General features: G+C 38.7%; 28 protein-coding genes. 9 read left to right on the forward strand and 19 right to left on the reverse strand.

Annotated elements, in window-relative coordinates; all coding sequences use genetic code 11:
- Positions 1–88: 88 nt before the first annotated feature.
- Positions 89–433, reverse strand: a complete 345-nt coding sequence (locus R3X26_RS12750) for a DUF3316 domain-containing protein (RefSeq protein WP_317717707.1) — start codon at positions 431–433, stop codon at positions 89–91.
- Positions 434–774: 341 nt separating this feature from the next.
- Between R3X26_RS12750 and R3X26_RS12755 the strand changes: the two genes are divergently transcribed.
- Positions 775–2,127, forward strand: coding sequence for an MATE family efflux transporter (locus R3X26_RS12755; protein WP_317717708.1), 1,353 nt, complete (start codon positions 775–777; stop codon positions 2,125–2,127).
- Between the two features lie 131 nt (positions 2,128–2,258).
- Positions 2,259–3,206 (forward strand): LysR family transcriptional regulator, encoded by a 948-nt coding sequence (locus R3X26_RS12760; protein WP_317717709.1) that lies wholly within the window; start codon positions 2,259–2,261, stop codon positions 3,204–3,206.
- 202 nt (positions 3,207–3,408) lie between these two features.
- On the opposite strand, the gene R3X26_RS12765 is transcribed toward R3X26_RS12760, so the two are convergent.
- A complete protein-coding gene (locus tag R3X26_RS12765; protein ID WP_317717710.1) occupies positions 3,409–4,005 on the reverse strand; it encodes a DUF2913 family protein in 597 nt (198 codons plus the stop codon).
- A 314-nt stretch (positions 4,006–4,319) separates the two neighbouring features.
- On the opposite strand from R3X26_RS12765, the gene R3X26_RS12770 reads away from it, so the two are divergent.
- Together R3X26_RS12770 and R3X26_RS12775 are read left to right on the forward strand one after the other, a co-directional pair.
- Positions 4,320–4,859 carry a GGDEF domain-containing protein gene (locus R3X26_RS12770; protein ID WP_317717711.1) on the forward strand — a complete coding sequence of 180 codons (540 nt, stop codon included), beginning with the start codon at positions 4,320–4,322 and terminating at the stop codon, positions 4,857–4,859.
- A 316-nt stretch (positions 4,860–5,175) separates the two neighbouring features.
- Positions 5,176–5,385 (forward strand): hypothetical protein, encoded by a 210-nt coding sequence (locus R3X26_RS12775; RefSeq protein ID WP_317717712.1) that lies wholly within the window; start codon positions 5,176–5,178, stop codon positions 5,383–5,385.
- A 129-nt stretch (positions 5,386–5,514) separates the two neighbouring features.
- Here the strand turns inward: R3X26_RS12775 and R3X26_RS12780 are convergent, their stop codons facing one another.
- A complete protein-coding gene (locus R3X26_RS12780) occupies positions 5,515–5,997 on the reverse strand; it encodes a GNAT family protein (protein ID WP_317717713.1) in 483 nt (160 codons plus the stop codon).
- 103 nt (positions 5,998–6,100) lie between these two features.
- On the reverse strand, positions 6,101–6,721 hold the full coding sequence (locus R3X26_RS12785) for a hypothetical protein (RefSeq protein ID WP_317717714.1): 621 nt from the start codon (positions 6,719–6,721) through the stop codon (positions 6,101–6,103).
- 355 nt (positions 6,722–7,076) lie between these two features.
- Here R3X26_RS12785 and R3X26_RS12790 point away from each other — a divergent pair, with 355 nt between their 5' ends.
- Positions 7,077–7,784, forward strand: a complete 708-nt coding sequence (locus tag R3X26_RS12790) for a DNA/RNA non-specific endonuclease (protein WP_317717715.1) — start codon at positions 7,077–7,079, stop codon at positions 7,782–7,784.
- Positions 7,785–7,904: 120 nt separating this feature from the next.
- Here the strand turns inward: R3X26_RS12790 and R3X26_RS12795 are convergent, their stop codons facing one another.
- The gene (locus R3X26_RS12795; protein WP_317717716.1) at positions 7,905–8,819 is read right to left on the reverse strand and encodes a dienelactone hydrolase family protein; all 915 of its coding nucleotides are present in this window, start codon (positions 8,817–8,819) and stop codon (positions 7,905–7,907) included.
- Positions 8,820–8,947: 128 nt separating this feature from the next.
- On the reverse strand, positions 8,948–9,358 hold the full coding sequence (locus tag R3X26_RS12800) for a PaaI family thioesterase (protein ID WP_317717717.1): 411 nt from the start codon (positions 9,356–9,358) through the stop codon (positions 8,948–8,950).
- A 142-nt stretch (positions 9,359–9,500) separates the two neighbouring features.
- Between R3X26_RS12800 and R3X26_RS12805 the strand changes: the two genes are divergently transcribed.
- The 3 genes from R3X26_RS12805 to nqrM are packed head-to-tail and all read left to right on the forward strand — an operon-like array spanning position 9,501 to position 10,452.
- Positions 9,501–9,791: a DUF134 domain-containing protein gene (locus R3X26_RS12805; RefSeq protein ID WP_317717718.1), complete on the forward strand. Its 291-nt coding sequence runs from the start codon at positions 9,501–9,503 to the stop codon at positions 9,789–9,791.
- Positions 9,788–10,246 carry a NifB/NifX family molybdenum-iron cluster-binding protein gene (locus R3X26_RS12810; RefSeq protein ID WP_317717719.1) on the forward strand — a complete coding sequence of 153 codons (459 nt, stop codon included), beginning with the start codon at positions 9,788–9,790 and terminating at the stop codon, positions 10,244–10,246. The genes R3X26_RS12805 and R3X26_RS12810 overlap by 4 nt, the downstream gene beginning before the upstream one ends.
- Before the next feature lie 8 nt (positions 10,247–10,254).
- Complete coding sequence (gene nqrM, locus R3X26_RS12815) at positions 10,255–10,452, forward strand: (Na+)-NQR maturation NqrM (protein WP_317717720.1); 198 nt, start codon at positions 10,255–10,257, stop codon at positions 10,450–10,452.
- Between the two features lie 73 nt (positions 10,453–10,525).
- Here nqrM and R3X26_RS12820 read toward each other — a convergent pair whose 3' ends face one another.
- The 3 genes from R3X26_RS12820 to guaB all read right to left on the reverse strand — a co-directional run bounded on the left by R3X26_RS12820 (position 10,526) and on the right by guaB (position 14,474).
- On the reverse strand, positions 10,526–11,134 hold the full coding sequence (locus tag R3X26_RS12820; RefSeq protein WP_317717721.1) for an acetate uptake transporter: 609 nt from the start codon (positions 11,132–11,134) through the stop codon (positions 10,526–10,528).
- A 192-nt stretch (positions 11,135–11,326) separates the two neighbouring features.
- Positions 11,327–12,904, reverse strand: a complete 1,578-nt coding sequence (gene guaA, locus R3X26_RS12825; protein WP_317717722.1) for a glutamine-hydrolyzing GMP synthase — start codon at positions 12,902–12,904, stop codon at positions 11,327–11,329.
- Positions 12,905–13,010: 106 nt separating this feature from the next.
- Positions 13,011–14,474: an IMP dehydrogenase gene (guaB, locus tag R3X26_RS12830; RefSeq protein WP_317717723.1), complete on the reverse strand. Its 1,464-nt coding sequence runs from the start codon at positions 14,472–14,474 to the stop codon at positions 13,011–13,013.
- 232 nt (positions 14,475–14,706) lie between these two features.
- Between guaB and xseA the strand changes: the two genes are divergently transcribed.
- Positions 14,707–16,038, forward strand: a complete 1,332-nt coding sequence (gene xseA, locus R3X26_RS12835) for an exodeoxyribonuclease VII large subunit (protein WP_317717724.1) — start codon at positions 14,707–14,709, stop codon at positions 16,036–16,038.
- 34 nt (positions 16,039–16,072) lie between these two features.
- On the opposite strand, the gene R3X26_RS12840 is transcribed toward xseA, so the two are convergent.
- The 10 genes from R3X26_RS12840 to ndk all read right to left on the reverse strand — a co-directional run bounded on the left by R3X26_RS12840 (position 16,073) and on the right by ndk (position 26,107).
- Complete coding sequence (locus R3X26_RS12840; RefSeq protein WP_317717725.1) at positions 16,073–16,303, reverse strand: zinc ribbon domain-containing protein; 231 nt, start codon at positions 16,301–16,303, stop codon at positions 16,073–16,075.
- Between the two features lie 369 nt (positions 16,304–16,672).
- Complete coding sequence (gene der / locus R3X26_RS12845) at positions 16,673–18,160, reverse strand: ribosome biogenesis GTPase Der (protein ID WP_317717726.1); 1,488 nt, start codon at positions 18,158–18,160, stop codon at positions 16,673–16,675.
- A 211-nt stretch (positions 18,161–18,371) separates the two neighbouring features.
- Entirely contained in the window at positions 18,372–19,529 is a 1,158-nt protein-coding gene (bamB, locus tag R3X26_RS12850; protein WP_317717727.1) for an outer membrane protein assembly factor BamB, read from the reverse strand.
- A gap of 11 nt (positions 19,530–19,540) precedes the next feature.
- Complete coding sequence (locus R3X26_RS12855; protein WP_317717728.1) at positions 19,541–20,155, reverse strand: YfgM family protein; 615 nt, start codon at positions 20,153–20,155, stop codon at positions 19,541–19,543.
- A gap of 11 nt (positions 20,156–20,166) precedes the next feature.
- Positions 20,167–21,435, reverse strand: a complete 1,269-nt coding sequence (hisS, locus tag R3X26_RS12860) for a histidine--tRNA ligase (RefSeq protein ID WP_317717729.1) — start codon at positions 21,433–21,435, stop codon at positions 20,167–20,169.
- A 25-nt stretch (positions 21,436–21,460) separates the two neighbouring features.
- On the reverse strand, positions 21,461–22,585 hold the full coding sequence (gene ispG / locus R3X26_RS12865; RefSeq protein WP_317717730.1) for a flavodoxin-dependent (E)-4-hydroxy-3-methylbut-2-enyl-diphosphate synthase: 1,125 nt from the start codon (positions 22,583–22,585) through the stop codon (positions 21,461–21,463).
- 1 nt (position 22,586) lies between these two features.
- Positions 22,587–23,576, reverse strand: coding sequence for a cytoskeleton protein RodZ (gene rodZ / locus R3X26_RS12870; RefSeq protein WP_317717731.1), 990 nt, complete (start codon positions 23,574–23,576; stop codon positions 22,587–22,589).
- Positions 23,577–23,585: 9 nt separating this feature from the next.
- Entirely contained in the window at positions 23,586–24,320 is a 735-nt protein-coding gene (gene pilW, locus R3X26_RS12875; protein WP_317717732.1) for a type IV pilus biogenesis/stability protein PilW, read from the reverse strand.
- Between the two features lie 56 nt (positions 24,321–24,376).
- Positions 24,377–25,495: a bifunctional tRNA (adenosine(37)-C2)-methyltransferase TrmG/ribosomal RNA large subunit methyltransferase RlmN gene (locus R3X26_RS12880; RefSeq protein ID WP_317717733.1), complete on the reverse strand. Its 1,119-nt coding sequence runs from the start codon at positions 25,493–25,495 to the stop codon at positions 24,377–24,379.
- Positions 25,496–25,672: 177 nt separating this feature from the next.
- The gene (gene ndk, locus R3X26_RS12885; RefSeq protein ID WP_317717734.1) at positions 25,673–26,107 is read right to left on the reverse strand and encodes a nucleoside-diphosphate kinase; all 435 of its coding nucleotides are present in this window, start codon (positions 26,105–26,107) and stop codon (positions 25,673–25,675) included.
- Positions 26,108–26,143 lie beyond the last annotated feature (36 nt).

Consider the following 26,143-nt stretch of genomic DNA (forward strand, 5'->3'; position numbering starts at 1 on the left):
AAATCTATTGGCTTTTCAAAGACAGTATTTTTCAAAAACAATGCTTGTTCAAAGACAGTGCTTGTTCAAAACCAGTGCTTGTGAAATATTAATCGTTGCGGTTATCTTGAGCTTCAAACTGATAGCCAACATTAACGATAGCGCGATAAGAAGTTTCACCACGTGCTTCAGAGAATTCTTCAATAGTCACAACCGTATCACCTAATGTGATGTTAGATACAAAATTATCGCCAATAGGTGATAATTTGAAACGAAGCTCTGAATTGCTCGCTGATTCTAATGTTTCTACATAATCAAAACCTGCTTCATAAGCAGCGGCTTTAGAATCGAAGCCTTCTGTTGCGATATTTCTTTCACTGTAGATGGTTTGAACACCAGCAAATGCGGTTGCACTCATTAATAAAGTTGTCGCTAAAACTGTTAATTTTTTCATTTTATTCTACCTTTAAATTCTTGATTAAATATGAGTGTTTAATTATTGGGATACGCCCCTGTTCTCACTCGACGAAGCCATTATTACCTATTTTTTCGTGATGGACATCACAAGAATTTGCCATTCATTATGGAATATTTAGCACCAATAAAATGAAATTTTTTCTGACATGCTGTTTAGCCAACTTTTAATGATGGCATAAAGTCATTTAATTATTACCTTCTATTGTTGATTTTGTAGCAACAGTGAAATGCTGACATTGTGCTAGCCGATTGAGTTTAAAAGCCTTACCATTCATTATCTAGTCGCTCTAAGCCTATATCACCACCGAGAATACCTGCATGTTACGAAAAATTATTGCTCATACGCTACCACTAACTTTGGGCGTACTATCACTCATGCTAGTTCAACTTGTTGATAGTATTTTTATTGGACGACTGGGTATTGATGCACTGACGGCACAAGGTATAACTATACCATTTCACACTTTATTTATTGGTATACAGGTAGGTATTGGGGTTGCTGCGACAAGTATTATCTCTCAGGCAGTTGGCTCAAAGAATAAACCATCAGCCACTAAAACCGCGACTATTGCGATTCTCAGTGGTGGTGTAGTTTTATCGCTACTAAGCATATTATTATGGATAAAACGTCCATTTTTTCACTCGTTGTTCGATAATTTCGATAACGACACTATTAGCAATCACTCTTTAGATAACGGTAATGTAATTAATGAATTACTTAACCAATACTGGTCAGTTTGGTTAATTAGTGTTGTGCTTGGAGCACTAATGTATTTTATCTCTGCAATTTACCGAGCGAATGGTGAAACCAAAGCCCCTGGGTATTTTCTTGTTCTGGCTAGTTTGATAAACCTAATACTTGACCCACTTTTAATGTTTACTTTTGATATGGGAATAAAAGGCGCGGCACTCGCCTCTTCCGCCTCCTATATTATCTGTATTTTTATCATGATTATGAAAGTAAAAAAGAAAGGTTGGTTCTGTTTTTCTTTATTGGATCGTACCAGTATCGATTATTTCCGTAGTTTAATTAATATGGCCATTCCGACCGTTGCTAATCAAATTCTACCTTCGATTAGTGCGATGACGGTGACTTACTTAATCGCCCAATTAGGCGCAAGCAGTGTTGCATTTTGGACTTTGTTCTCTCGTATTGAGATGTTTGTTCTGGTACTTTCGCTCTCTTTAACTATGTCTGTGCCGCCTTTAGTTGGCCGATATATTGGTGAAACAAAAATCGAAAAAGTGACACAATTGGTCTTTAATGCTGCGAGTATTGTGGTTATTTATCACCTTATCATCGCCATAACATTAGCGATTTTCGCACCTTATATAGCTAATCTACTAACCACTGATACTCGTTTAAGTGACTCTCTATCTTACGCTTTAATTTTTGTTCCTTTAAGTTACGGGCCACTTGGACTCTGCATGCTTATCGTGTCGGTATTTAATGCATTATGTGAACCTAAAAAAGCCCTTATCTTGTCTTCATTACGTTTATTTGTATTTTATATTCCAGCAACATTTATTGGTGTATCTATGGGTAGTTTAGAAAACGTATTGTGGGCAGTATTTGTAGCTAACATATTGGCAGGTTCTACTGCGTGGTTTATGTTTTATCAACGAGCAAACCGATTAAAAAAACCAATTAATTACTGTACGGCTATCTGACTGGCAACTTATTATTAAGCTAAAACACTACCTTAGTTTTCTAACTATAAAAATTTCCAAATTTGTTCGATGCTATTAAACCAAACAAAGGTATCATAAGCGCACAATATTCATTGCGCAGGGTCCTATTTATGGATATGGCAACTCGGTTAGATTTATTTTTAGATGTTGTAAATCATGGTTCTTTTGCCAAAGCAGCAGATTTACGCAACCTAGATCGCTCCGTTTTATCGAAACAAATCAAGGTATTGGAAGATGATTTGGGAATTCGATTACTCAACCGTTCCACTCGTTCTCTTTCGTTAACCGATGCAGGAGCAGAAATTCTTAAGCAAGCTGAATCGGTACGAAATTTACTTGCTGATACACAGCGAATTGCTGAATCATATCATTCACAACCTAAGGGACAAATAAAGATTACCGGGCCTACACCATTTGGCTATCTATATTTAACCCAAGCGGTTAATAACTTTATGAAGAAATATCCAGATGTTCATATCAGTCTTCATTTAGACGACCGACGTTCGGATATAATTGGCGAACAATACGATATTGCTTTTCGAGTAGGAGTTTTATCTGATTCAAACCTCATCGCTAAAAAAATCGCCAACAATCCTATCGCTATTTTGGCTTCTCAAGCTTTTATTGAAAAATATGGCGAACCGCAAACGCCAGAAGAACTAATGCAACTTCCCGCGATTATTTATAATAATGGCGAAGTTACACGCAATAAAATTGATTTTTGCCAGTCGCCTGGTTGTGAAACCATGGATACTTATACGATGAAAGGTAAGTATAAAGTAAATCAAGCTAGAGCAATTTTGTCTGCTGCTCAAGCAGGGGTTGGGTATGCTGTTGTGCCATTATTTACTTTGGAAAAGAACATAAAAGAATTAGGCCTTATTCCCTTACTAACGCACTATAGAATGCCTAAGACTTACGGGCAAATTCATGCAATATACCCACATAGAAATCAAACACCTATCGTAAAATTATTCATAGAATCGGTACAAGAAATCATTGGTACTCCGCCAATTTGGGAAAACTATATTGATGATTATGCTTCAATGTACAAATGATGATGGAGCGTTCTAAAAATAACTACATTAAAGACCAGCGACACTCAGTCATTAACGTTAAGTTAATTCTGTACTTTAGACACAACGGATTAGCATCAGCGGTAGTCCGTTGTGTCGGCAATAGTTCGTCTCTTAGACAGTAATCTATGTTTCAAATAACAGTCGGTTTTACACCGACATGCCTCTATTTAGTCACAATGAACTACTTCACGTAAAACTCAATACGAATATACTTATCATCTTCATACAATATCTGATAATTGAATATCGGAGAACTAAATGCGCCCTCTAAAAACGATGAACGCTTGGCCTTCGGTAGTTTGGCTAGAAACTCAATAGGTAACAAAAACCTACCAGCATCCGAGAAGTGGCTATTTAAATCGTTAGATAAAACCGCGATAAATATGTCGTTGTAATCTAAATCCAGCTCTTGTGCAGTAGAAAGCATAACGGTTAAGCCTAAATTACGCTCCATTCTTCTGATTAAAAGCAGATACTCTTCAAGATGAGTGGGTTGAGAATCGGCTTGATAATTAGCGAGTTCAGTAAAAATAGTCTCGAGATCAACATGATTTTTTTTAAACTGATTTAACAGCGTTTTTAACTTTTTCTTTAATCGTCTATAGCGACTGTTTTTGCTTTGCTTATTTAACCAACTTTGTAGTAAATCGTTCTTTTTCTGCGAAGACAGACGAACTTTAGCATCAAGTTGCTGAAATTCGATATAAAGAAGAGCACTCAATGCGAGTTCTTTTACTAAAATTCTTGATTTATCTTCAGGTGATAGGAGTACTTTCAATGCTTATACTTATTTTAGTCATGCCACTATACTAGCAGCTGTTTTACTGAGTTATAACAAAGGTATAGTAAAGATCTTGCTTACAATAAACAATCATCATTATTTAGCTATATCAATCATAATCGATGAATGATGTTGACGTATCTTATACTTTTAATAGTTGACTCAACAGAAATAATTACCAACTTAAACAGTTAATTATCAGTTAAACATGAGAATTTGGTGATAATTTTCAAATAATTGCTATTCAGATGATTACATAGCCGATTTTATCGCTAATATTATAAGCAGTGAAGAATATAAGGATTAAGACCATGACACAAACAAAGGATGCGGTTTCGGCAGACAATAACGACACTCAAGTTTCAGGACTATACGACCCTTTAACCGAACTTTACAACAAACCGTTATTCATTCAGGTTATGGAATCATTATTACGCATATCGATGCGTCAGCGCATGCCTGTATCTCTTGTTATCGCTTGCATTGATCATTACTCAGAATTAAGAGAAAAATACGGTTTGCCACAAGCCCATCATTTAATAAAAAGTGGTGCTGATACGATAAAGTCGTTATCAAGAGATAGTGATATTCTTGCGCACTTTGAAGAAAACCAGTTTGCTCTACTGTTATATAACTGCAACCAACAAAACGCGACTAAAGTAACAGAAAGACTGTGCTCTGAGATTGAAAGCAATTTATCAATTAATGATGAGAAAATAACATTCAATGTTGGTCTATCAACGTTCGGTGAGACAAACGACGGTAATAATAAAACAGCAAAACAAGTTGCTGAAGAACTTATCTCAGGTGCCTTACGAGATCTTAGTGTTCAAGAAAATACCGTGAGATAAGGAAAGACTACCAATAACCAGCATACTGGTGAATTAAGTAACTGTACCTTGACGAAACCGCTAAGTATTACTATGGTTTTATTAGTACTATGGTTTCATTAACACTATCGTTATACTCAACATGAGTTTTGTTAACCACATAACTCATGTTGAGTATAATGAAAAGCTAGCAACGTCAGAACAATCAACTAAAAAGGCGACCTGTCTTTTTTAGTTTGATTGTTTAAAATTGAATCGAACATAAAAAGTAATAGATCACTAAGTATTGATAACAAGTCAGTAGGTATTAAATTTCTTTGGAAGTGAGGTACTGGTTATGCTTAAGGATGTCATCGATCGAGTCAATCAAGCACGAATTAAAGCGCAAAACAATCCACATTTTCAACATTCGGCCAAACAACATGCTAAGGCGATCGAATCGCAAGAAGCCCCGTCTGATTCGCTAATAAACACAAACAATAAAAGCAAACCGAAATCGTTTTCTGACGTGTATAAACCTTATTTTGAGACTGACACACAACATTAGACCTCCCCTTTGTCAGTCTATGGGTTGGCGTTGTCTAACCCATTTTTTTGCCTCTTAATCTGTTTCGAATTCTCAATATAGATAGGGTGGTAAAGTGATACGAACAATATTTAACGCAACAGCGTCATTTCACAATTGATGTTTGGAGAGCGTTAAACACATAATATGTTGTGGCCCAGCATTCCCTTCTAAATAGAGGCCTTCTTGTTCTATGAAGCCTCCTCTAAGGTAGCAGTTTTTGGCATTTATATTTTTACAATTAACTGTTAAATAAATATTTGATTTATCTGGATAAGTTGATAAGAGATAATGACCTAAAGCTAAAATAGCAGCGCTTCCATATCCCATAGCTTGAAAGTCTCGTCCTATAAAATAACCACGTAAGCCCAAACTATCGTGCTGAGCAAACTGATATTGTTCGCTGTAAACCGTATCAATCAAAAAGAAACCGACTACTCTTTCTTTAACTACGATCACGTGAGGGTGAATCGAACCATTAACATTGGCTAGAATATCGTCTAAGCGGCCAACAAACTTCACTTGCTGTTCGGTAACACTAAGTGCATCAAGTTGTTCTGTATGTTCTAATTTCAGTTTTTCAATCGTGATCACAGGTACTATTTACCCTTAAATAGAAAAGTTATTTATTGTTGAGCATAACAATAATTTGATAAATATCCCCTTAATAAATTAAATTTTAAAGTGACTATTTTTATCAAAGATGCTTGATATAACTTTTTTCTTGTTCATCCATCAATTCAAAACCAACCTTAAGTAAGTACTCTTCATGATTCGCTATAGTTGCGTGAGCTTTTAGAGTTTTTACCCCTCTATTTTTGATGACTTCAGGGTTCGATTGATAATAATAATCTGCCAACTTAAAATCACGATACTCTGGTGTTACATAATCAACCAGAACCAGCAATTCTCCTTCCGTATTCAGATTTCCTACTAGCACACCCGCAATATTGTTATTTCTTAACATATAAAACGCAGTATCTGCCATTTTTAGTTTTTCTAATGATGCTTGTTGCTCAATTTCATTCTTGTAAGTAGAAATAAAGTAATCAAAATATTCCGAATTAACCACTGCACTAATTAAGGTAAATTGTTCTTTGGTTGTTTTTATTTTCCATAAAAAATAAACATTAATTCCAGCGATCCCTATGTTCATAAACATAGTTGGATAAGAATCTATAAAATATGCAAATAGTGCAAATAAGACGCAGCCTATAAAATTGATGACTCTGAGCTTGATAATCGACGTCATCGTCAACGAAACTAACACAACTAAAGAGGCTAAATAGCCAAACCATTCTATCCAGTCAAAATTCATTCTTCATACCTTACCTATCTGTTTTCGTTGCGAACATAATGTTTTAAAAAACACATAATTTATCAACATCTTCTTTAATGAACATAGCATTTCTAATCAACATTGAGTTAACAACCTACTTAAACACAGGTAATAACTGTAGCCAACATCATCAATTCAACAACTTCTGTCTATTTAAATGAATTACCTAACACGTTATATCGGCATTAATCTACGTAAAAATTTTGATTGATACCGTACGAATAACTACTAAACTAATGAATATAATCTAACTCAGTAATTAATTTTTATAATGAATACCGCCACTTCACTCGTTGTAACCCTTTTTAGTTTTTTTGCCATTCAGGCTCATGCGATGACAAAAATAGAAAGTCCTCACTGCCCGGTGGGCTGCCCAGAAATTCAAATTGATGGTAACAGTATGATATTTGAACGTCTGTATGCTTTATCTCATAACCCAACGACTAAATTTGCAGATTGGGTCGCCTATGAAGTTGATGTGCAGAATTTTGGAACACACACCAATCGAAATTGGAGCAATCAACCTTTGTTATCCGAAGAGGAAAGACTAGAGGAAAAAGATTACAAAAACGCTTATAAGCAATTAAAAACCGATAGAGGGCATCAAGTTCCATTGGCTAGCTTTACGGGTAATAAGTATTGGTATACCTTGAATTACCTGAGTAATATAACACCGCAATCAAGCCTTCTAAACCAAAATGCATGGCAAGAGCTAGAATCGAGAGTGAGAGAAAAGGCGCAGTTTCGCGATTCATTATTTGTGATAAGTGGTCCTATTTATTCTGATGACTCAATGACTCTTCCAGCAGCCGATGAACCTCATAAGGTACCGTCTGCTTACTATAAAATAGTCTATAAACCGAATAAAAACTTAACTGAAGGAGCGGCAGCAGTGTTCGTTATGGCCCAAGATACGCCTAAAGATACCGATTTTTGTTCGACCAAAACTACGTTGAGTAATTTAAAACAGAAGCTGCCATATGCGCTACCAGAAACGCTAGTCGATAGTAATAAAACAGCACAACGTTTAGGTTGCGATTGACATATCACTGGCTTTATAAAATAGCTAACCCTCTGTAATTTATATAGTTTTAATAAAAATCAAGCCATCAGCGTAAATGATGGCTTAAACAGTATCTATCTTACTAATGCAATAAAACGGTTACGCTAGATGTTCATTAAAGAATGCTAACGTTCTCTCCCAAGCGAGCTCCGCTTCTTTTTCTACATATCGACCAGTGGAATCATTATGGAAACCATGATTCGCTCCAGTGTAGATATGAGCCATATAATCAGCTTTATTGGCCTTCAACACTTTCTCATATTCCGGCCAAGTAGCATTAACTCTTTTGTCGAGTTCCGCAAACTGCAGTAATAACGGTCCTTTTACGTTCTCTTGAATAGTGTCTGCCGCGGGAGTGCCATAAAATGGCACGCCAGCATCGAGTTGATCAGGAATGGTCGCAGCCAACATATTAACGACATATCCACCATAACAAAAACCAACCGCACCTAATTTACCCGAGCTAAGCTCATGCGACTTCAAAAATTGTGCTGCGGCAATAAAATCTTCTTCTAGTTTTCTTTTATCCATACTTTTTTGCATGACCCGACCGGCATCATCATTACCCGGATAACCGCCTAGTGGATAAAGGCCATCTGGAGCAAAAGCAATAAAGCCTTTCGCTGCCAATCTTCGTGCTACATCTTCAATATATGGGTTAAGGCCACGATTTTCATGTACAACCAGCACTACCGGAGCCGTACCTTCTAACCCTTTAGGTACAACAAGGTACCCTTGACAATCGCCGTGTCCTTTAGGAGAAGAAAAGTTAACATAGGAACCAGTGATCAAGGGATCATTAAAAGAAATTTGTTCTGCATTTGCATAGTTAGGTAACAAAGCACTGGTTAATACTGTCATAGTAAAGCCAAGTGCCACTAATCCTCCAAGACGTGACATAAACTCTCTACGATCAATTAAGCCATGTGCATACTCGTCATACCAATCAAACGCTTCTTGAGGTATTGGTCTTGAAACAGTCTGATCATTTTTTACTGCATTTAATGTATCCATACTCACTTGTCTCCCTTTATGGAATATTGACTTATTTAACTGTAGTACGTTAATTAACATCGGATGGATCATTTTTTTAACAATTTTAGCTTACAATTAATATTACAATGAGAATTATTTACATTACTTTACATTTTGACGATTAGAAATTTGGCATTAGCCCGAACAAGTTCATTGCCGTTACAATAAATATGGCTCACTAATTTTTGCATACCTCTACGTTCAGAAAGTATAGAAGCATCAACCAGAAGTGTTTGATTTATAGGCACAGGGCGAATAAATCTAACCGTTAATTCAGCCGTCATAGCTTGTATATTTTGCGCAAATAAACATTGCGTCATAGCGCCATCAACTAAAGTACTAATAATTCCACCATGTAATTGGTTTTCATATCCCTGGTATGACTCACCCAGCTTTATTTTGGCTGAAACCCGAGTGTTATCATGACGAATAAACTGCATTTTTAATGACATTGGATTCAAATTCGACTCACTACATACAATGCAATGGCGATGACTTTCTGGTTTGATAATTTTCATTTTTTGTCTTCATTATTGCTGTCTAATTAAAGGTAATTCCTTCCGTTATTTATAGCATATGCCAAAAACTTTAACCATAACATTATTGGCATATGCTAATAATTAAAGTATAGTGACAATGAAACTCAGTTAAGGAGACATTATGGCCAGACCCAAAAAATGCCGACGCATTTGTGGGCGACCAGCACACAGCTGCTTTAAACCCAATGGCATACCACTTAAAAGCTTAAAAAAGGTTGAAATACTAGCTGAAGAGTTTGAAGCGATACGACTAGCTGACTACGAAAACATGAGTCAACAAGAAGCAGCAGACCAAATGGGAGTTTCAAGGCAGACTTTTGGCAACATCATTAATCGAGCAAGATTTAAAGTTGCTTCTGGTCTAATAGAAGGTAATGCACTTGTTCTTGATGATAAGGAGTCTGAACAATGATCTACGCCATTCCACACAGCAGAGATTGCGTCGCTAACCACTTTATGAAAGCGAAACAGTTTGTGTTTTTAAATGAACAAAGCCAATTTATCAAAAATATAGACAACCCTGCAGCAGAAGCAGGATGTTCTTGCCATGAAAAGAAGGCAACAATATCACGACTTAAAGAAATGCAGACTGATGCGATTATTGTACGAAATATTGGAGAACGAGCTCTAGGAAAATTACTAAAATCAGGGATTCGTGTTTTTAAGCTAACGCAAAAAACATCGATATCAATGGCGCTTAACAGCCCGATGATTGAGTTAACCAGCGCTTCTTCTGGTCGTCCATCCCAGAATCACTTGAAAAAAGGAAAGTGTTCTGGTCATTCTGGTGGATGCTGTGGTCAACATGAGAAGAAAGAGACATTGATGGGCTCCATTTCATCACTTTCTCCACTCAAAAAACGCTAGGTGAGATAATGGCCACTATATTTATTACTTTTGGTGTATTTCTTATTGTTATCTTGTTGATGGCAATAGGCGTTATTTTGAATAAAAAGACGATACAAGGAAGTTGCGGCGGTTTGAATAATGTCGGTGTGGAAAAAGTTTGTAACTGTGAAGAAGTATGTGACGAACATAAGCTATATCAGATTTCTGAGCCAAGCGAGAGATAGACTAACACCAACAAAAAAGGCTTTAGTTGGTCACTAAAGCTTTTTAAATACATTACATTTATTAATGTGAGAATTAAGCTGTCGCTTGTTCACCAACAGGTGCTTCTGCTTTAGTTCTACCGATTACAGGTTTTCCTACCGGCATGACTTCACGACCAAACTCTGCATTAAGAACTTGCGCCATAGCGAAGTAGATAGCACTAGCGCCAACAAAAATGCCTTCGAAACCAGCAATCGTTCCAATAAAATGGCTGCCAGTAAAATCACGGAGTGCAAGTAGAGCAAATAGAATGGTTAACGAACCGAAAACCACTTGCTTAGCTGTAGGGTAACAAAGTGAACCAACAAACATAAAGCCAGTGAAGATAGCCCATAATGTTAGATACCATCCCATAAATCCTTCAGGGCTAGCCGTTAAACCCATTTCAGGCATCACAATCAAACCAACTAACGTAAGCCAAAATAGGCCATAAGAAGTGAACGCGGTAGTACCAAACGTATCACCTCGTTTAAAGCACATGATACCAACGATTACTTGGCCAAGACCACCATAGAAAATACCCATAGCAAGGATCATTGAATCAATTGGGAAAAAACCTGCATTGTGGATATTCAATAGAATAGTTGTCATACCGAAGCCCATTAAACCTAATGGTGCTGGGTTAGCTAATTTTGTAGACATGTGGTCTTAACCTTATCAAAAATAGTTTAAAAAATTACAAATAGTTGAAGTCGGCGCATGTTAGATGAAATATTGTTCAGGTTCAACTGTTATTCGACTTAAAAACCAATAACGTCAATTATTCTGATAAAAAAAAGCCAGCATTTTCATGCTGACTTTAAAGTCGTCTGTAAAACAGAAATAATTACGCGTTTATTCCCACTCTATCGTTGCTGGCGGTTTACCTGATATGTCATAAACAACACGAGATATACCATCCACTTCATTAATGATGCGGTTAGATACTTTACCTAAGAAATCGTAAGGTAAATGTGCCCAATGCGCGGTCATAAAGTCGATTGTTTCAACCGCTCGAAGCGAAACCACCCAGTCGTATTTACGTCCATCACCCATAACACCGACAGAACGTACAGGAAGGAAAACGGTAAAGGCTTGAGATACTTTATTGTAAAGATCGGCTTCATGAAGTTCTTCAATAAAGATAGCATCGGCACGACGTAGAAGATCGCAATACTCTTTCTTAATTTCACCAAGCACACGAACACCTAAACCAGGTCCAGGGAAAGGATGACGGTATAGCATGTTGTAAGGAAGACCAAGTTCTAAACCAATTTTACGTACTTCATCTTTAAACAATTCTCGTAATGGTTCAACTAGGCCCATTTCCATGTCATCTGGAAGACCACCAACATTATGGTGCGATTTAATCACATGCGCTTTGCCAGTTTTAGAAGCGGCAGATTCAATAACATCAGGGTAAATAGTCCCTTGCGCTAGCCATTTCGCGTTTTTCAATTTCTTCGATTCTTCATCAAATACATTGATAAATTCATGACCGATAATTTTGCGTTTTTTCTCAGGATCAACTTCACCAGCTAACGCACTAAGGAAACGTTCTTCTGCTTCAATTTTGATGATATTTAATCCGAAATGATCACCAAACATTTCCATAACTTGCTGACCTTCATTGAGGCGTAACAAACCATTGTCAACAAACACACACGTTAATTTATCGCCTACAGCACGCTGAACCAACATAGCAACAACAGAAGAATCAACGCCTCCAGACAATGCTAAGATGATTTCATCATCTCCGACCTGTTCTTTAATTTGTGCAACCGCATTATCAATAATAGATTGAGGTGTCCAAAGTTTTTCACAGCCACATATGTTAAGAACAAAATTCTCTAACATACGTAACCCTTGACGAGTATGAGTAACTTCTGGATGAAACTGAACACCGTAGAATTTCTTCTCTTCATTTGCCATTGCAGCAAATGGGCAAGTATCCGTTTCTGCAACTTTGGCAAAATCTGATGGAATAGCGACAACTTTATCACCGTGGCTCATCCATACATCTAATAACGGGGCGCCATCTTCCGCAATCGCATCTTCAATATTTTTGAATAACTCACAGTCATCAATAACTTTAACTTGCGCGTAACCAAACTCACGCTCGTCAGAACCTGCAACATTACCGCCCAGCTGCTCGGACATGGTTTGCATGCCGTAGCAAACACCAAATACTGGCACGCCAGCTTCAAACACATACTGAGGCGCTCTTGGAGAGTTTGCCTCTGTTACACTTTCTGGACCACCAGAAAGAATAATACCATTTGGAGCGAACTCACGGATATCCGCTTCATCTACGTCCCAGCTCCATAACTCACAGTAAACGCCAATTTCACGAATACGACGAGCAATAAGCTGTGTATATTGAGAACCAAAATCTAAGATCAAAATTCGTTGATCATGAATGTTTTTTGTCATTTTCTCTTCTCAAAATAGGTTAATGTCATAACTTATCGGTAAGTCATTTTTAAACAACAACAATACGATGGATATTCAATATTGTTGTTGAGCATTTAGCAAAAAATTAGCCTAAACGGTAATTTGGTGCTTCTTTAGTAATCTGTACATCATGGACATGAGATTCTTTCATGCCTGCGCCTGAGATTCGAACAAATTCGGCTTTGGTACGCATATCTTCAATGGTTGCAGACCCCGTTAAGCCCATACTTGAACGTAATCCACCCATTTGCTGATGAACAATCTCTTTTAAACGGCCTTTATAAGCAATACGTCCTTCAATACCTTCTGGTACCAATTTGTCGGCAGCGTTGTCCGTTTGGAAATAACGGTCAGATGAACCTTGTGACATTGCCCCTAATGAGCCCATGCCACGATACGATTTATACGAACGACCTTGATAAAGAATAATCTCGCCTGGTGCTTCTTCTGTTCCTGCGAACATCGACCCAACCATAACACAAGATGCACCAGCAACAATCGCTTTACAGATATCACCAGAAAAACGAATACCACCATCTGCAATCACTGGAATACCATATTGATCAGCGACTTCAACTGCATCAGAAATCGCGGTAACTTGAGGAACCCCTACACCAGTAACAATACGGGTTGTACAAATTGAACCAGGGCCAATTCCTACTTTAACCGCACTAACGCCAGCGTCAATAAGTGCTTTAGCACCTGCACCGGTGGCAACATTACCGCCTACAATTTCAAGGTCAGGATACGCTGCACGAGTTTCACGAATACGCTCAAGTACTCCTTCTGAATGGCCATGTGAGGAATCAATAAGTAGTACATCAACACCTGCTTCAACTAATGCTGCAACACGTTCTTCATTACCGGCACCAGCACCAATCGCAGCACCAACACGTAAACGACCTTTATCATCTTTACAAGCATTCGGTTTGCGTTCTGCTTTGTGAAAATCTTTAGCGGTAATCATTCCTGTTAACTGGAATGCATCATTTACTACTAATACTTTTTCAACTCGAGCTTTGTGCATTTGCTCTTGAACATCTTCAGGAGATGCGCCTTCTTTTACTGTGGCTAAACGAGCTTTTGGAGTCATTACTTGATCAACTGTTTTGGTCAAATCAGTAACAAAGCGAATATCTCGACCAGTAATAATACCGACTAATTCATTATTATCAGCTACGACAGGGTAACCTGCAAAGCCATTCTTTTCTGTTAGAGCAAGTACGTCAGCGATGGTATTGGTTGGTTTTACCGTAACAGGATGAGAAACCACACCTGCTTCGAAGATTTTAACCAAACGAACTTGTTCAGCTTGCTCTTCAATAGACATATTTTTGTGGATGAAACCGATACCGCCCTCTTGGGCTAAGGCTATAGCAAGCCGAGCTTCAGTAACGGTATCCATAGATGCCGATAGCATTGGAATATTCAGCGAAATATTTTTAGTTAACTTAGTGCGAAGGTCCGCTGTATTAGGAAGAACTGTTGAATGTGCAGGAACGAGTAATACATCGTCAAAGGTAAGTGCTTCTTTTGCTATTCGTAGCATTGCAATATCTCTCAACTATGGTTTAAAAAACCGAGGTTAAAACGAAAAATTCACCCTTATCGTTTCGCATAATAAGGATGAATCAAATTTGTATCTAAATTGATATTGCAGACGGATTATACGCAGGACGCAATCGTTTCGCTAGACATTTTTTTATTTTTTATTTGCATTACCCCCCTTGCTATGTATTATATTGGCGCTAATTTCCATAATCACGTTCTGTGGTATCACTTTGCCTTTACAAACTAACCAAAATATCTTTACCGTTTCCCGATTAAATGCAGAAGTTCGGCTATTGCTGGAAAATGAAATGGGCATCGTTTGGTTAGTTGGTGAAATATCCAATTTTTCGGCACCCGTTTCGGGACACTGGTACTTAACACTTAAAGATTCTAGGGCACAAGTAAAATGCGCCATGTTTCGTGGCAATAATCGTCGAGTAACCTTCAAGCCTTGCAACGGTAATCAAGTATTAGTTAAAGCTCGCCTGTCACTTTATGAGCCTCGTGGCGATTATCAGCTAATAATTGATAGTATGCAGCCTGAGGGTGATGGTCGACTGCAGCAAGAATTTGAAAAATTGAAAATGCAGCTAGCGGCGGAAGGTCTATTTGCACAATCGTTGAAAAAACCGCTACCGGAAAACCCTAAAACGGTTGGCATCATTACCTCTAAAACCGGTGCCGCGCTTTATGATATTCTTGATGTGCTAAAACGTCGAGACCCAAATTTACCAATTATTATTTATCCTACTACGGTTCAAGGTGAGTCTTCTGCGTTTGAAATAGCCCAAGCAATAGGACGAGCTAATTCGAGAGAGGAATGTGACGTACTGATAGTCGGTCGTGGCGGTGGTTCTTTAGAAGATCTTTGGTGCTTCAATCACGAAGTGCTAGCCCGAACTATTGCGGCGAGTAACATTCCTATTATTAGTGCGGTGGGACATGAAGTGGACGTTACCATTGCCGACTTTGTTGCAGATGTTCGCGCGCCAACACCTTCCGCAGCGGCTGAATTAGTTAGCAGAGATCAAAATCATAAACAACAGGCGATTTTATCTCGGACTAATCGCCTAATACACACAATGGAAACAGCATTGTCTAAAAGACAATACCAATTACAACAGTTAACACATAAGCTAGAAAAAAAGCATCCTAGCTACCATCTTCAGCTACAGAGTCAGCGATTAGATGATCTTGAATCTCGATTGATAAAAATAACGCAGCAGCAAATTAGCGCTAAACGATATCAGGTTGATAACTTAAATTATCGATTGCAACTGAATTCTCCGGATATGCAGTTGAACAAGCAACGCCACTCGTTAGCTCAAGCCGAGCAAAAACTTATTGATGCCATTAATAAAAAGATGATGATCTCTAAGCATAATTTAGCTCTTTATGCCGAAAAACTGGATACGGTTAGCCCTCTTGCTACACTTAAACGTGGGTATTCAATTAGTAAAGATGCATCAGGAAAAATAATCAACCATACTTCAGCGATTAAAAAAGGTGATCAAATGATTACTCAAGTGGCTGACGGTACTATTACGTCTACCGTTAATTAAATATCGAATTTACTTAACGGTCTTATAATGGCAACTAATTTTGCTGATGAAATTCAATTCGAACCGCAGACTTAGATTTCATTTCATTACAGGTATTACAAAAGTAACTCACTGAACCACAAGCTTGTAATTTTTCCAACTCAGCCTCACAGGTAGGGCAGAATGCGAGTTTACTATAGGTAATATTGCATTCTGTACATTGATAAGATCCTGCATCCCATTGTAATTCGCTATTACACGTTGGACATGAATTTTTAAACGTCATCTTGTCTACTCCAATTCTACTAATAACAGTACCGGTACTTCACTCTCTCAGGCCAAAGATGATCATCAGATCTTCCGCTTAATCAAATTTGATCAGCGATCTACCTAATTAAGAACATAAATATACACACAACCCGAAAGCATAAGTTACATATCCTGTTTTTGGATTTAATGCAGATTAATATTCTACCTCCACGGGGATAATGCTAAGATCTTAGAGCTTTAAAAAATAGATCGATTTCAAAGCTAAATCCAAATTCATTAAACAGTAACTTAATATAAAACAAAACATTTTGCATTGTTCCGCATAGAGTTAGTAATAAAAATGTATATTTAATAATAAAAAAGCGCCTAACTTGGGCGCTTTTTCTTATCTCTTTCTATTTTTCATCATTCCAACAACGCGACTTCTTTTACGCTCTTGTGACAATGTCATTTTATTTGTTTTGCCTTCAAACGGGTTATCACTATTTTGGAACTGGATACGAATTGGTGTCCCCATGATCTCTAATGAACGACGGTAGTAATTCATTAAATAACGTTTGTAAGAATCTGGTAACTCTTTAACTTGGTTGCCGTGAATTACGACAATAGGTGGGTTGTAGCCACCAGCATGGGCATATTTTAACTTAACCCGACGCCCACGAACTAAAGGTGGTTGGTGATCATCCGTTGCCATTTTCATAACACGAGTTAAAACCGATGTGCCTACTCGCGTTGTGGCTGACTTATATGCTTCTTGAACGGATTCAAACAGGTGACCAACACCTGTACCATGCAACGCCGAAATAAAGTGAATACGGGCAAAATCAACAAAACCCAAGCGGCGATCTAACTCTTTCTTCACATGTTCTTTTATATCAGAGTCAAGGCCATCCCATTTATTGACTGCGATAACAATAGAACGCCCAGCATTAAGAGCAAAACCGAGTAAACTCAAATCTTGATCGGATATATTTTCACGTGCGTCTATAATTAGTAAAACAACATTAGCATCTTCGACTGCTTTTAATGTTTTAACGACAGAAAATTTTTCTACTGTTTCATTAATACGTTTGCGACGACGAACACCAGCCGTATCAATCAATACGTACTCTCGCTCATCACGCTTCATAGGAATGTAAATAGAATCACGAGTCGTACCCGGCATATCATAAACGACAACGCGCTCTTCACCCAAAATTCGGTTGGTTAAGGTAGACTTACCGACATTAGGACGACCGATAATCGCTAATTTTATGGGTTGATCTTGTAAACGCTTAAATTCTTGTTCTGCTTCTTCTTCGGTGTATTCGAGTTTATCTTCGTCGCCATCAACAACGTCTGTTAAATCTTCTATTTCACCTTTTTGTGTTTCTATCAGTGCTTCGGCAAAAGGATTTAATGCGCGCTCGATTAAGCTCGTTACACCTCGACCATGCGAAGCAGCGATTTGATACATATGCTCCATACCAAGTTGCCAAAATTCTGCACTGGCAGCGTCAGCATCAACTCCATCCACTTTGTTTACAACCAGCATTGCTGGTTTCTCTATTTTACGTAGATGATGTGCAATAGCTTCGTCTGAAACCGTTAGCCCTGCACGACCGTCGACCATGAATAGCACTACATCAGCTTCATCAATTGCCGCCAGAGATTGTTCTGCCATTTTGGTTTCAACACCTTCTTCAGTGCCGTCGATACCGCCGGTATCAATAACAATGAATTCATGCTCTCCAAGTTTAGCTTGTCCATATTTTCTATCACGAGTAAGCCCAGGAAAGTCGGCAACAAGCGCATCTCGTGTACGTGTTAATCGGTTAAACAAGGTAGACTTGCCTACATTTGGACGCCCAACAAGAGCAACAACAGGAATCATAACAACCTCTAGAAAAACATTTTATTATGTAGTTATAGGTAAATATTTCATCACTTACCTATAACTACACATAATAAAACAAAAAGTATTTATAGAAATACATTCAACTATTTCATTAAATACACTATTTACTTCAACAAAACGGCTCCTAACCGCAAAGTCAGGAGCCGACTGTGAATTCTATCACACTTTTTATAAATTGAGTTAAGAACTAGTCGATCTTTAACTTGCTTACTTTACCGTCTCGGGTAGTAATCAAATAACCATCTTCAACCTCAATAGGGCCAACCGCAAAACCACTATCATCAACCAATTGCTGCGAAATAAACTCACCTGAATCAGGATCTAACCAATGTAAATAACCTTCAGAGTCACCAAAAACCAAATACCCATCAATTATCGCTGGTGCAGTCAGCAATCGGTTTTCCAATAGCTTATTAGTCCAGATTTCCGTGCCACTACGAGCATCCACTGCGGCAATATGATCATTTTCAGTCACTAAAAACAGACGAAGTCCATCGGTAGCCATATCTAAAGATGACGAATAGTTTCTCTTCCAAGTGGCGGATCCCGAACGTAAATCAATAGCAACAAGCTGACCATTAAATCCAACGGTATATAACATACCGCCAAGGATGATAGGTGACGAATCAACATCGACTAACCTATCTATCTCGGTTGCGCCTTTCGGAATTCCAATAGGTTGCTGCCAAATAAGCTGCCCATTAGCAACTATAGCAGCAGCCAAACGACCATTTGCAGTTCCCCAGAATACCCCTCCAGAAACCGTTGATGGAGAGCTACTCCCTCTTAGCGTTAGGTTCGGAACTTCGGTACTAATAGTCCAAACCTGTTTACCAGTTTCAGCATCTAAAGCATCCAACATACCTCGACTGGTATGAACAAGAACCATATTATCTTCTGTGGTTGGTTTCGAGAGTACTTCCCCAACAACTTCTCGGCGCCATTTTACTTCACCCGTTTCTTCATCGAGTGCAATAACTTCACCGTTCTCTGAACCAATAAAAAGCTGACCATAAGAAGCGGTTAATCCACCAGACAAACGAGCAATGACATCATTTTCAAGATCGATTTTCCAAATCGTGTCGCCAGTTTGTGGGTCAAGAGCTTTGACTTCACCATCACGGCTTGCAACGAAAACCTTATCGTAAGCAAACACAGGTTGCAGTTTAGAGAAAAATTGCCCTGCGCCACTGCCAATACTAGCCGACCAATCTGAAGTCGGCACAAACTGGCTAGTAATGACTGGAACCGGTGCCATTATGACGGTATCTTCTTCACTAGAACATGCAGCAAGACCAGCAAGAATAAGTGAACTGAAGACGACTCGGCTAAGCATTTTCTTCATAGCTTCAGCCCTTATTTGGCAAGATCATCCAATTTAAATTGAATATCTTGACTAGCATCACTGGCCTGTTGCGCTTGCGTATACGCACTATAAGCACCTTCTTTATCACCTTTACGAAGGAGAATATCTCCTTTTAATTCGGCTACTCTTCCTGCCCATGCATTAGAATCTAACGAATCCAATGTAGAAATCGCATCATCAAATTGTTCATTTTGTGCCTGAATACGAGCAATTCGGAAGTTAATTAGAGGTGCGATAACGTTGTCTTTTGTATTCGCTTTCGCCCACTGTAACTGCTGTAATGCTTGCTCGAACTCACCAGCATCAACTTGTACTTTGGCCAATTGCAACGCAGCTAAAACGGCATATTCTGTATCGGCATTCGATTGAATGAATTGCTCAGCTTGCTGTTTTACAGCAACACCTTCAGTTGATAAACGCTCAATCACTTGAGCATAATCATTGGATACTGCTTCTTTTGCTTCAATAACTGAGTCTTGATAAAAACGCCAGCCAAACAATCCGCCAAGGCCTAAAACGCCGCCTAAAATAACGGCTTTTCCGTTCTCCTTCCACCAGTCTTTAATGGCTAGAACTTGATCTTCTTCACTATCGTACAATTCCACTTTTTATCCTCTTAAACCAAATCTTTTAGTTGAGACGCGACATCTGACTGGGAAACGGTGACTTGCTCTCCACCCGAGAGATTTTTTACCACTACGGTATTTTCTGCAACTTCATTTTCACCTAGAACCAACGCAATAGCTGCACCAACTTTGTCTGCACGCTTAAACTGTTTCTTAAAATTACCCCCACCGAAGTGAGTCATAATACGTAAACCAGGGACAATTTCTCGTAACTGTTCAGCTAAATTTATTCCAGCCACCATAGTACCTTCACCTGCGGTTACTAGGTAAACGTCGACACTACGGCGAACATCAGTCAACTTTAACGTATCAATAAGCAAAACAAGACGCTCTAACCCCATCGCAAAGCCCACTGCAGGTGTCGGTTTTCCGCCTAATTGTTCAACTAGACCATCGTATCGCCCCCCACCACAAACTGTCCCTTGAGAACCTAAGCTCTCCGTCACCCATTCAAACACGGTGCGGTTATAATAATCTAAACCTCGAACTAAACGTTCATTAACTTGGTATTCGATTCCCGCAGCATCGAGAAGTTCACATAAGCCAGAAAAATGTTGCACAGAATCATCATCTAAGAATGCAGATAGTTTAGGTGCATCACCTAATATAGCTTGTACTTCTGGATTTTTTGTATCTAAAACACGCAATGGGTTGGTGTACATACGACGCTTACAATCTGCATCCAATACATCTTCGTGTTGTTGTAGGTAAGCAACCAATGCATCTCGATAATTCGCTCTAGCATCAAGAGAACCAATTGAATTCAATTCCAATCTAACATGTTCTGCAATCCCTAACTCTCGCCAGAGACGTGCGGTCATCATGATCAATTCGGCATCCACGTCTGGCCCGTTGAGACCAAATACTTCAACGCCTACTTGATGAAATTGACGATAGCGACCTTTCTGTGGACGTTCATGCCTGAACATAGGTCCCATATACCAAAGGCGTTGCTCTTGGTTATATAGCAATCCATTTTCAATACCGGCTCTCACACAACCAGCGGTCCCTTCTGGACGTAAGGTTAAACTATCTCCATTTCTGTCTTCGAAGGTATACATCTCTTTTTCGACCACATCGGTTACTTCACCAATCGCTCGGCTAAACAGATGTGTTTGCTCAACGATAGGCATTCTTACTTCGTTATAACCGTACGCGCTGATAACTTGTTTCACTGTCCCTTCCACTTTTTGCCAAAGTGGAGAGTCAGTTGGGAGGCAGTCGTTCATGCCTCTAATTGCTTGAATTGTTTTAGCCACTGTTTATTACCGTAAATCGTTGAGATTAATTGCTATCAATATGTTGTACATCAATGCGCTTATCTGTGTCCAATATAGAGGCTTTAGCACGGATCTTCGCTTCTAAATTATCGATAAGATCATTATTATCTATACGCTCTTTAGTTCGTTTGCCATCTTCATAGAAAGCACTTTTTCTTGAGCCACCAGCCAAACCTAAATGAGACACTTCAGCTTCACCCGGTCCATTTACCACACAACCGATAAGAGAAACATCCATTGCGGTGGTCACATCTTCTAATCTTTGTTCAAGAGCATTAACCGTTGCTATAACGTCAAACTCTTGCCTAGAGCATGTAGGACAAGCAATAAAGTTGATTCCTCTGGAACGAATTCGCAAAGATTTAAGAATATCGAAACCAACTTTGATTTCTTCTATTGGATCGGCCGCTAGCGATATGCGTAACGTGTCACCAATGCCTTCTGAAAGTAGTAAACCTAATCCAACTGCAGATTTCACCGATCCAGCTCTGGCTCCGCCAGCTTCTGTAATGCCGAGATGTAATGGCTGATCAATTTTTTTCGCTAACAAACGATATGAATCGACCGCTAAAAAAACATCCGATGCTTTTACACTTACTTTAAACTGATCAAAATTGAGCCTATCGAGAATATCAACGTGACGCATTGCCGATTCGACTAATGCTTCTGGTGTTGGTTCTCGGTATTTCTCTTGAATATCTTTTTCAAGCGAACCGCCATTCACACCGATACGAATTGGGATATTTTTATCTCGTGCACAATCCACCACTGAACGGATTCGATTTTCATTGCCTATATTGCCGGGATTGATACGTAAACAATCGACACCGTATTCAGCGACTTTAAGGGCAATCCGATAGTCAAAATGAATGTCGGCGACGAGAGGGATTGAGACTTGCTGTTTTATTTGTCTAAACGCTTCAGCCGCATCCATTGTTGGTACAGAGACTCGAACAATATCAGCACCGACTGTTTTTAGTGCATTAATCTGAGCGACAGTTGCCTCGATATCGGTTGTGCGGGTGTTTGTCATCGACTGTACAGCAATAGGTGCACCGTCACCAATTGGGACATTGCCCACGTATATTCTTGTCGATGAGCGACGTTTAATAGGAGATTCGTGTTGCATATTAGCTTCTAGGTAAAGTGAATTTTGCTACTCGACCGGTATTATACTCAGAAAGGTCGACGGGTTCATTTTCAAATGTCATCGATACGCCTTCTGGCGCACCTAAAATAATTTTGTAAGGCGCTTGTCCTGCTAAATTGATCGTACTTCCTGCTTTTTTCACGCCTGTAGCAAGAGTTTTACCAGCGACGTCTTTTATTTCGACCCAGCAATCAGATGAAAATGATAAAAATAACGCATTGTCATTGTTTTCTACTGGTTCAGAAACCTCTTCTGTAGTGACCATGTCAGTTTCGACTGAATTCACTTGCTGGCTATCGGCTATGTTTATATCTGATTGCTCTGTTTCGAGTGAACTTTGATCTTGAGTAGGTACGACGGAATCGTCTTGCATATGGGTATTATCAGCGTCAAGTGCAGGCGTTATTGATTCAAATTGAGAGCGATCTGGTGAAGCGGGTTCGTTAGTATTGCTGTTGAGGTCTAAAGTAGGTGTATTTTCCTCTACGATAAGCTCTGCATTATCTGTGCTATCACTTTGCGACATTTCTGTCAAAGTATCCTGTTGATTCTGGTACCACCAAACCGATGAAATCCCAACAATAATAACAAAAATAATCCACGTTAATTTCATGATACGGCTATCATGTTTGGCTTTTTTTGTTTGACGAGAAAAGCTTTGCATTTTTTGCTCAGAATGTTGAGCTTCTTTCAAATCATTTAGTGAGGCAAGAACCTCTTTTTCATCTAATTGAACTGCTTTGGCATAAGAGCGTAGGTAACCTCGGGTAAAAGTTGCTACTTGGTCGAATTCGTAATTGTTGTTATCAATACTTTGTATAATTGATAATCTTAAACGTAAACGGTCGGCAATTTCTTCTTGCGATATGCCCAATTTTTCACGCTTAGAACGCAGCATGTCACCGGCTTGTATAGCCTGAGGCTTTTCTGTTAACTCTTCAGTTACATTGAGATCTTTTTCAGTAGTCATCAGTAATATTTAATCTAATTTTGTAGAGTTCGGATAACTTAACTCAAGTGCTAAAGCATACTGTTGTGCTTGTTCTTTATTGCCTACTTTATTCTCGATCTTGATAAGCAGGTGTAAGCTACTTGATTGAAAACCAAACTTCTCGTGAAATTCAACTAGTCGGACCCGAGCTTCATCGTATTCTTCTCTTTCTACCAACAGTTTTGACAATTGAATCAAAGAAAAATAACGCGCTGGGTCATAATCCAAACAACGTTTGAAATAAAATTCAGCGTCTGTTTTATTACCACTTTTAAGTGAACATATCGCTGCATTTTCTAAACTATCCACAATTTGATAGTTTAATGGTTGCTCAATTGCTCGGTTAAAAAACTTATCGGCTTGTACATATTGACCAAGACGACATAAGAATGCACCGTAATTATTGAGCAATTCACCGTTATTTGGAGACTCCCACATTGCATGATTATAAGCTTTATCGGCTAGTTCGTTTTCACCAACCAATTGATAATAATAAGCAATTGAATTTAATGAACGATAATAATTTGGTGCAAACTTAATCGCTAACTCAAGATTTTCTCTTGCCTTAAGCCTATTATTCGCCTGTAAATAATTCAATCCAAGAGCAATTCTGGCATCTGCTGCCTTGATATTATCAAACGTGCTAAGTGAATCATGCTCACTAACTGTAACACACCCCATCACTATGCAGGCAAGAAAAGTTACTACTATCCAATTAATCAATGGATATTCCCCTTAAAACACCTCGGGTCATATCCGATTTAAAGCTTATACTGCTATCAGATTGATTTTACCGAGATTGGTTCCCCTAACTGAGCTAGTTTTGTTCTTTTTGTTCTATCTATCACATCACCAACTAACTGACCACATGCTGCGTCAATGTCATCACCGCGAGTCTTACGTACTGTAACTGTATGTTCATACTCCATTAACGTTTTTTGGAAACGGTCAATACGTGAGTTACTTGGTTTTTTATATGGTGAACCAGGATAAGGGTTAAATGGAATCAAATTAATCTTACATGGCGTACCTTTCATTAATTCTGCGAGTTGTCTTGCATGTTGCATGTCGTCATTAACATGATCTAACAAAACATATTCGATGGTTACCTTACCTCTATTGGCATTCGACGAGGCGATATAACGATGAACAGAAGCAAGTAAGTCTTCAATGCTCCAACGATCATTAATTGGCATTATTTGACTTCGCAATTCGTCGGTTGGCGCGTGCAAGGAGATAGCCAAAGCAACATCTATTACACCTGTCATTTGATCCAGACCAGAAACAACGCCAGAGGTAGAGACTGTCACTCGACGCTTAGAAAGACCAAAACCTAAATCATCCAACATTATTTCCAACGCTGGTATTAAGTTTTTCATATTCAATAACGGCTCACCCATTCCCATCATAACCACATTGGTTATTGGACGCCGTCCCGTATCTTTTTGCAGACCGACTTCTCGAGCGGCTCTCCATATCTGACCAATAATTTCAGATACTTTTAAATTACGATTAAAACCTTGCTGCGCAGTTGAGCAAAATTTACAATCGAGTGCACAACCGACTTGTGAGGATACACACAATGTTGCACGGTCATCCTCTGGGATATAAACGGTTTCTACATCTTGATCCCCAACTCGCATGGCCCATTTTATTGTGCCATCAGAAGAGTGTTGCGCTTCAGCAACTTCAGGTGCTCGAACTTCTGCTACGCGCTGTAGTTTTTCACGTAACTTTTTATTTATATTGTTCATTTGTTCAAAGTCATCGATGCCAAAATGGTAGATCCATTTCATCACCTGCTCTGCTCTGAAGGCTTTTTCGCCAAGTTCTTCGACAAAATATCGACGCAGTCCTTTACGATCAAAATCCATTAAATTGACTTTTGCAGTAGTCATGTGACCTCTCAACAAGATAGGGAGTAAACAAAATAAATAAGGGCGCGAATTGTACAGCGTTTAATCAGGTACAACAAGGGAAGATAGTGACTAGATAAGTAAGGTATTGATTGTCAGTATACAGAACAGTCAATACCTCTTAATACTTCGAGTTAAATTTGAATTACAAGTGATACCCTATGGCTCACTGCGAGGGCAAATTTCCGATTCTGGAAAGAAAAATTCAATTTCACGAGCCGCGGATGTAGGGCTATCTGAACCATGAACAGAGTTGAAACGCATACTTAACGCATAATCGTTACGCAAAGTTCCACAGGCCGCATTTTCTGGGTTAGTTGTTCCCATGAGTTCCCTATAACGCTCTATGGCATTTTCACCTTCTAACACTTGAACCATTACTGGGCCAGAAGTCATGAATTCTTTTAAACCAGAAAAGAATTCTTTCCCTTCATGTTCCGCGTAAAAGCCACTTGCTTGTTCATCGGTTAAATGGAGCATTTTGGCTGCAATGATGTTTAATCCCGCTTTTTCGATACGATTATAAATTTCACCAATTAAATTACGCTTCACTGCATCAGGCTTAACAATGGAGAATGTTCTTTCTAGAGCCATAAAAATTCCTTTATTTCTATATTACATTGCTCATTA

Source organism: Vibrio sp. TH_r3 (genome assembly GCF_033101115.1).
In the GTDB taxonomy this organism is placed as follows: Bacteria; Pseudomonadota; Gammaproteobacteria; order Enterobacterales; family Vibrionaceae; genus Vibrio.

Coding starts and splice junctions, on each gene's coding strand:
- R3X26_RS12750 (WP_317717707.1), bottom strand. CDS start 433: ATGAAAAAATTAACAGTTTTAGCGACAACTTTATTAATGAGTGCAACC.
- R3X26_RS12755 (WP_317717708.1), top strand. CDS start 775: ATGTTACGAAAAATTATTGCTCATACGCTACCACTAACTTTGGGCGTA.
- R3X26_RS12760 (WP_317717709.1), top strand. CDS start 2,259: ATGGATATGGCAACTCGGTTAGATTTATTTTTAGATGTTGTAAATCAT.
- R3X26_RS12770 (WP_317717711.1), top strand. CDS start 4,320: ATGACACAAACAAAGGATGCGGTTTCGGCAGACAATAACGACACTCAA.
- R3X26_RS12775 (WP_317717712.1), top strand. CDS start 5,176: ATGCTTAAGGATGTCATCGATCGAGTCAATCAAGCACGAATTAAAGCG.
- R3X26_RS12785 (WP_317717714.1), bottom strand. CDS start 6,721: ATGAATTTTGACTGGATAGAATGGTTTGGCTATTTAGCCTCTTTAGTT.
- R3X26_RS12790 (WP_317717715.1), top strand. CDS start 7,077: ATGACAAAAATAGAAAGTCCTCACTGCCCGGTGGGCTGCCCAGAAATT.
- R3X26_RS12795 (WP_317717716.1), bottom strand. CDS start 8,819: ATGGATACATTAAATGCAGTAAAAAATGATCAGACTGTTTCAAGACCA.
- R3X26_RS12800 (WP_317717717.1), bottom strand. CDS start 9,358: ATGAAAATTATCAAACCAGAAAGTCATCGCCATTGCATTGTATGTAGT.
- R3X26_RS12805 (WP_317717718.1), top strand. CDS start 9,501: ATGGCCAGACCCAAAAAATGCCGACGCATTTGTGGGCGACCAGCACAC.
- R3X26_RS12810 (WP_317717719.1), top strand. CDS start 9,788: ATGATCTACGCCATTCCACACAGCAGAGATTGCGTCGCTAACCACTTT.
- nqrM (WP_317717720.1), top strand. CDS start 10,255: ATGGCCACTATATTTATTACTTTTGGTGTATTTCTTATTGTTATCTTG.
- R3X26_RS12820 (WP_317717721.1), bottom strand. CDS start 11,134: ATGTCTACAAAATTAGCTAACCCAGCACCATTAGGTTTAATGGGCTTC.
- guaA (WP_317717722.1), bottom strand. CDS start 12,904: ATGACAAAAAACATTCATGATCAACGAATTTTGATCTTAGATTTTGGT.
- guaB (WP_317717723.1), bottom strand. CDS start 14,474: ATGCTACGAATAGCAAAAGAAGCACTTACCTTTGACGATGTATTACTC.
- R3X26_RS12840 (WP_317717725.1), bottom strand. CDS start 16,303: ATGACGTTTAAAAATTCATGTCCAACGTGTAATAGCGAATTACAATGG.
- der (WP_317717726.1), bottom strand. CDS start 18,160: ATGATTCCTGTTGTTGCTCTTGTTGGGCGTCCAAATGTAGGCAAGTCT.
- bamB (WP_317717727.1), bottom strand. CDS start 19,529: ATGAAGAAAATGCTTAGCCGAGTCGTCTTCAGTTCACTTATTCTTGCT.
- ispG (WP_317717730.1), bottom strand. CDS start 22,585: ATGCAACACGAATCTCCTATTAAACGTCGCTCATCGACAAGAATATAC.
- rodZ (WP_317717731.1), bottom strand. CDS start 23,576: ATGACTACTGAAAAAGATCTCAATGTAACTGAAGAGTTAACAGAAAAG.
- R3X26_RS12880 (WP_317717733.1), bottom strand. CDS start 25,495: ATGACTACTGCAAAAGTCAATTTAATGGATTTTGATCGTAAAGGACTG.
- ndk (WP_317717734.1), bottom strand. CDS start 26,107: ATGGCTCTAGAAAGAACATTCTCCATTGTTAAGCCTGATGCAGTGAAG.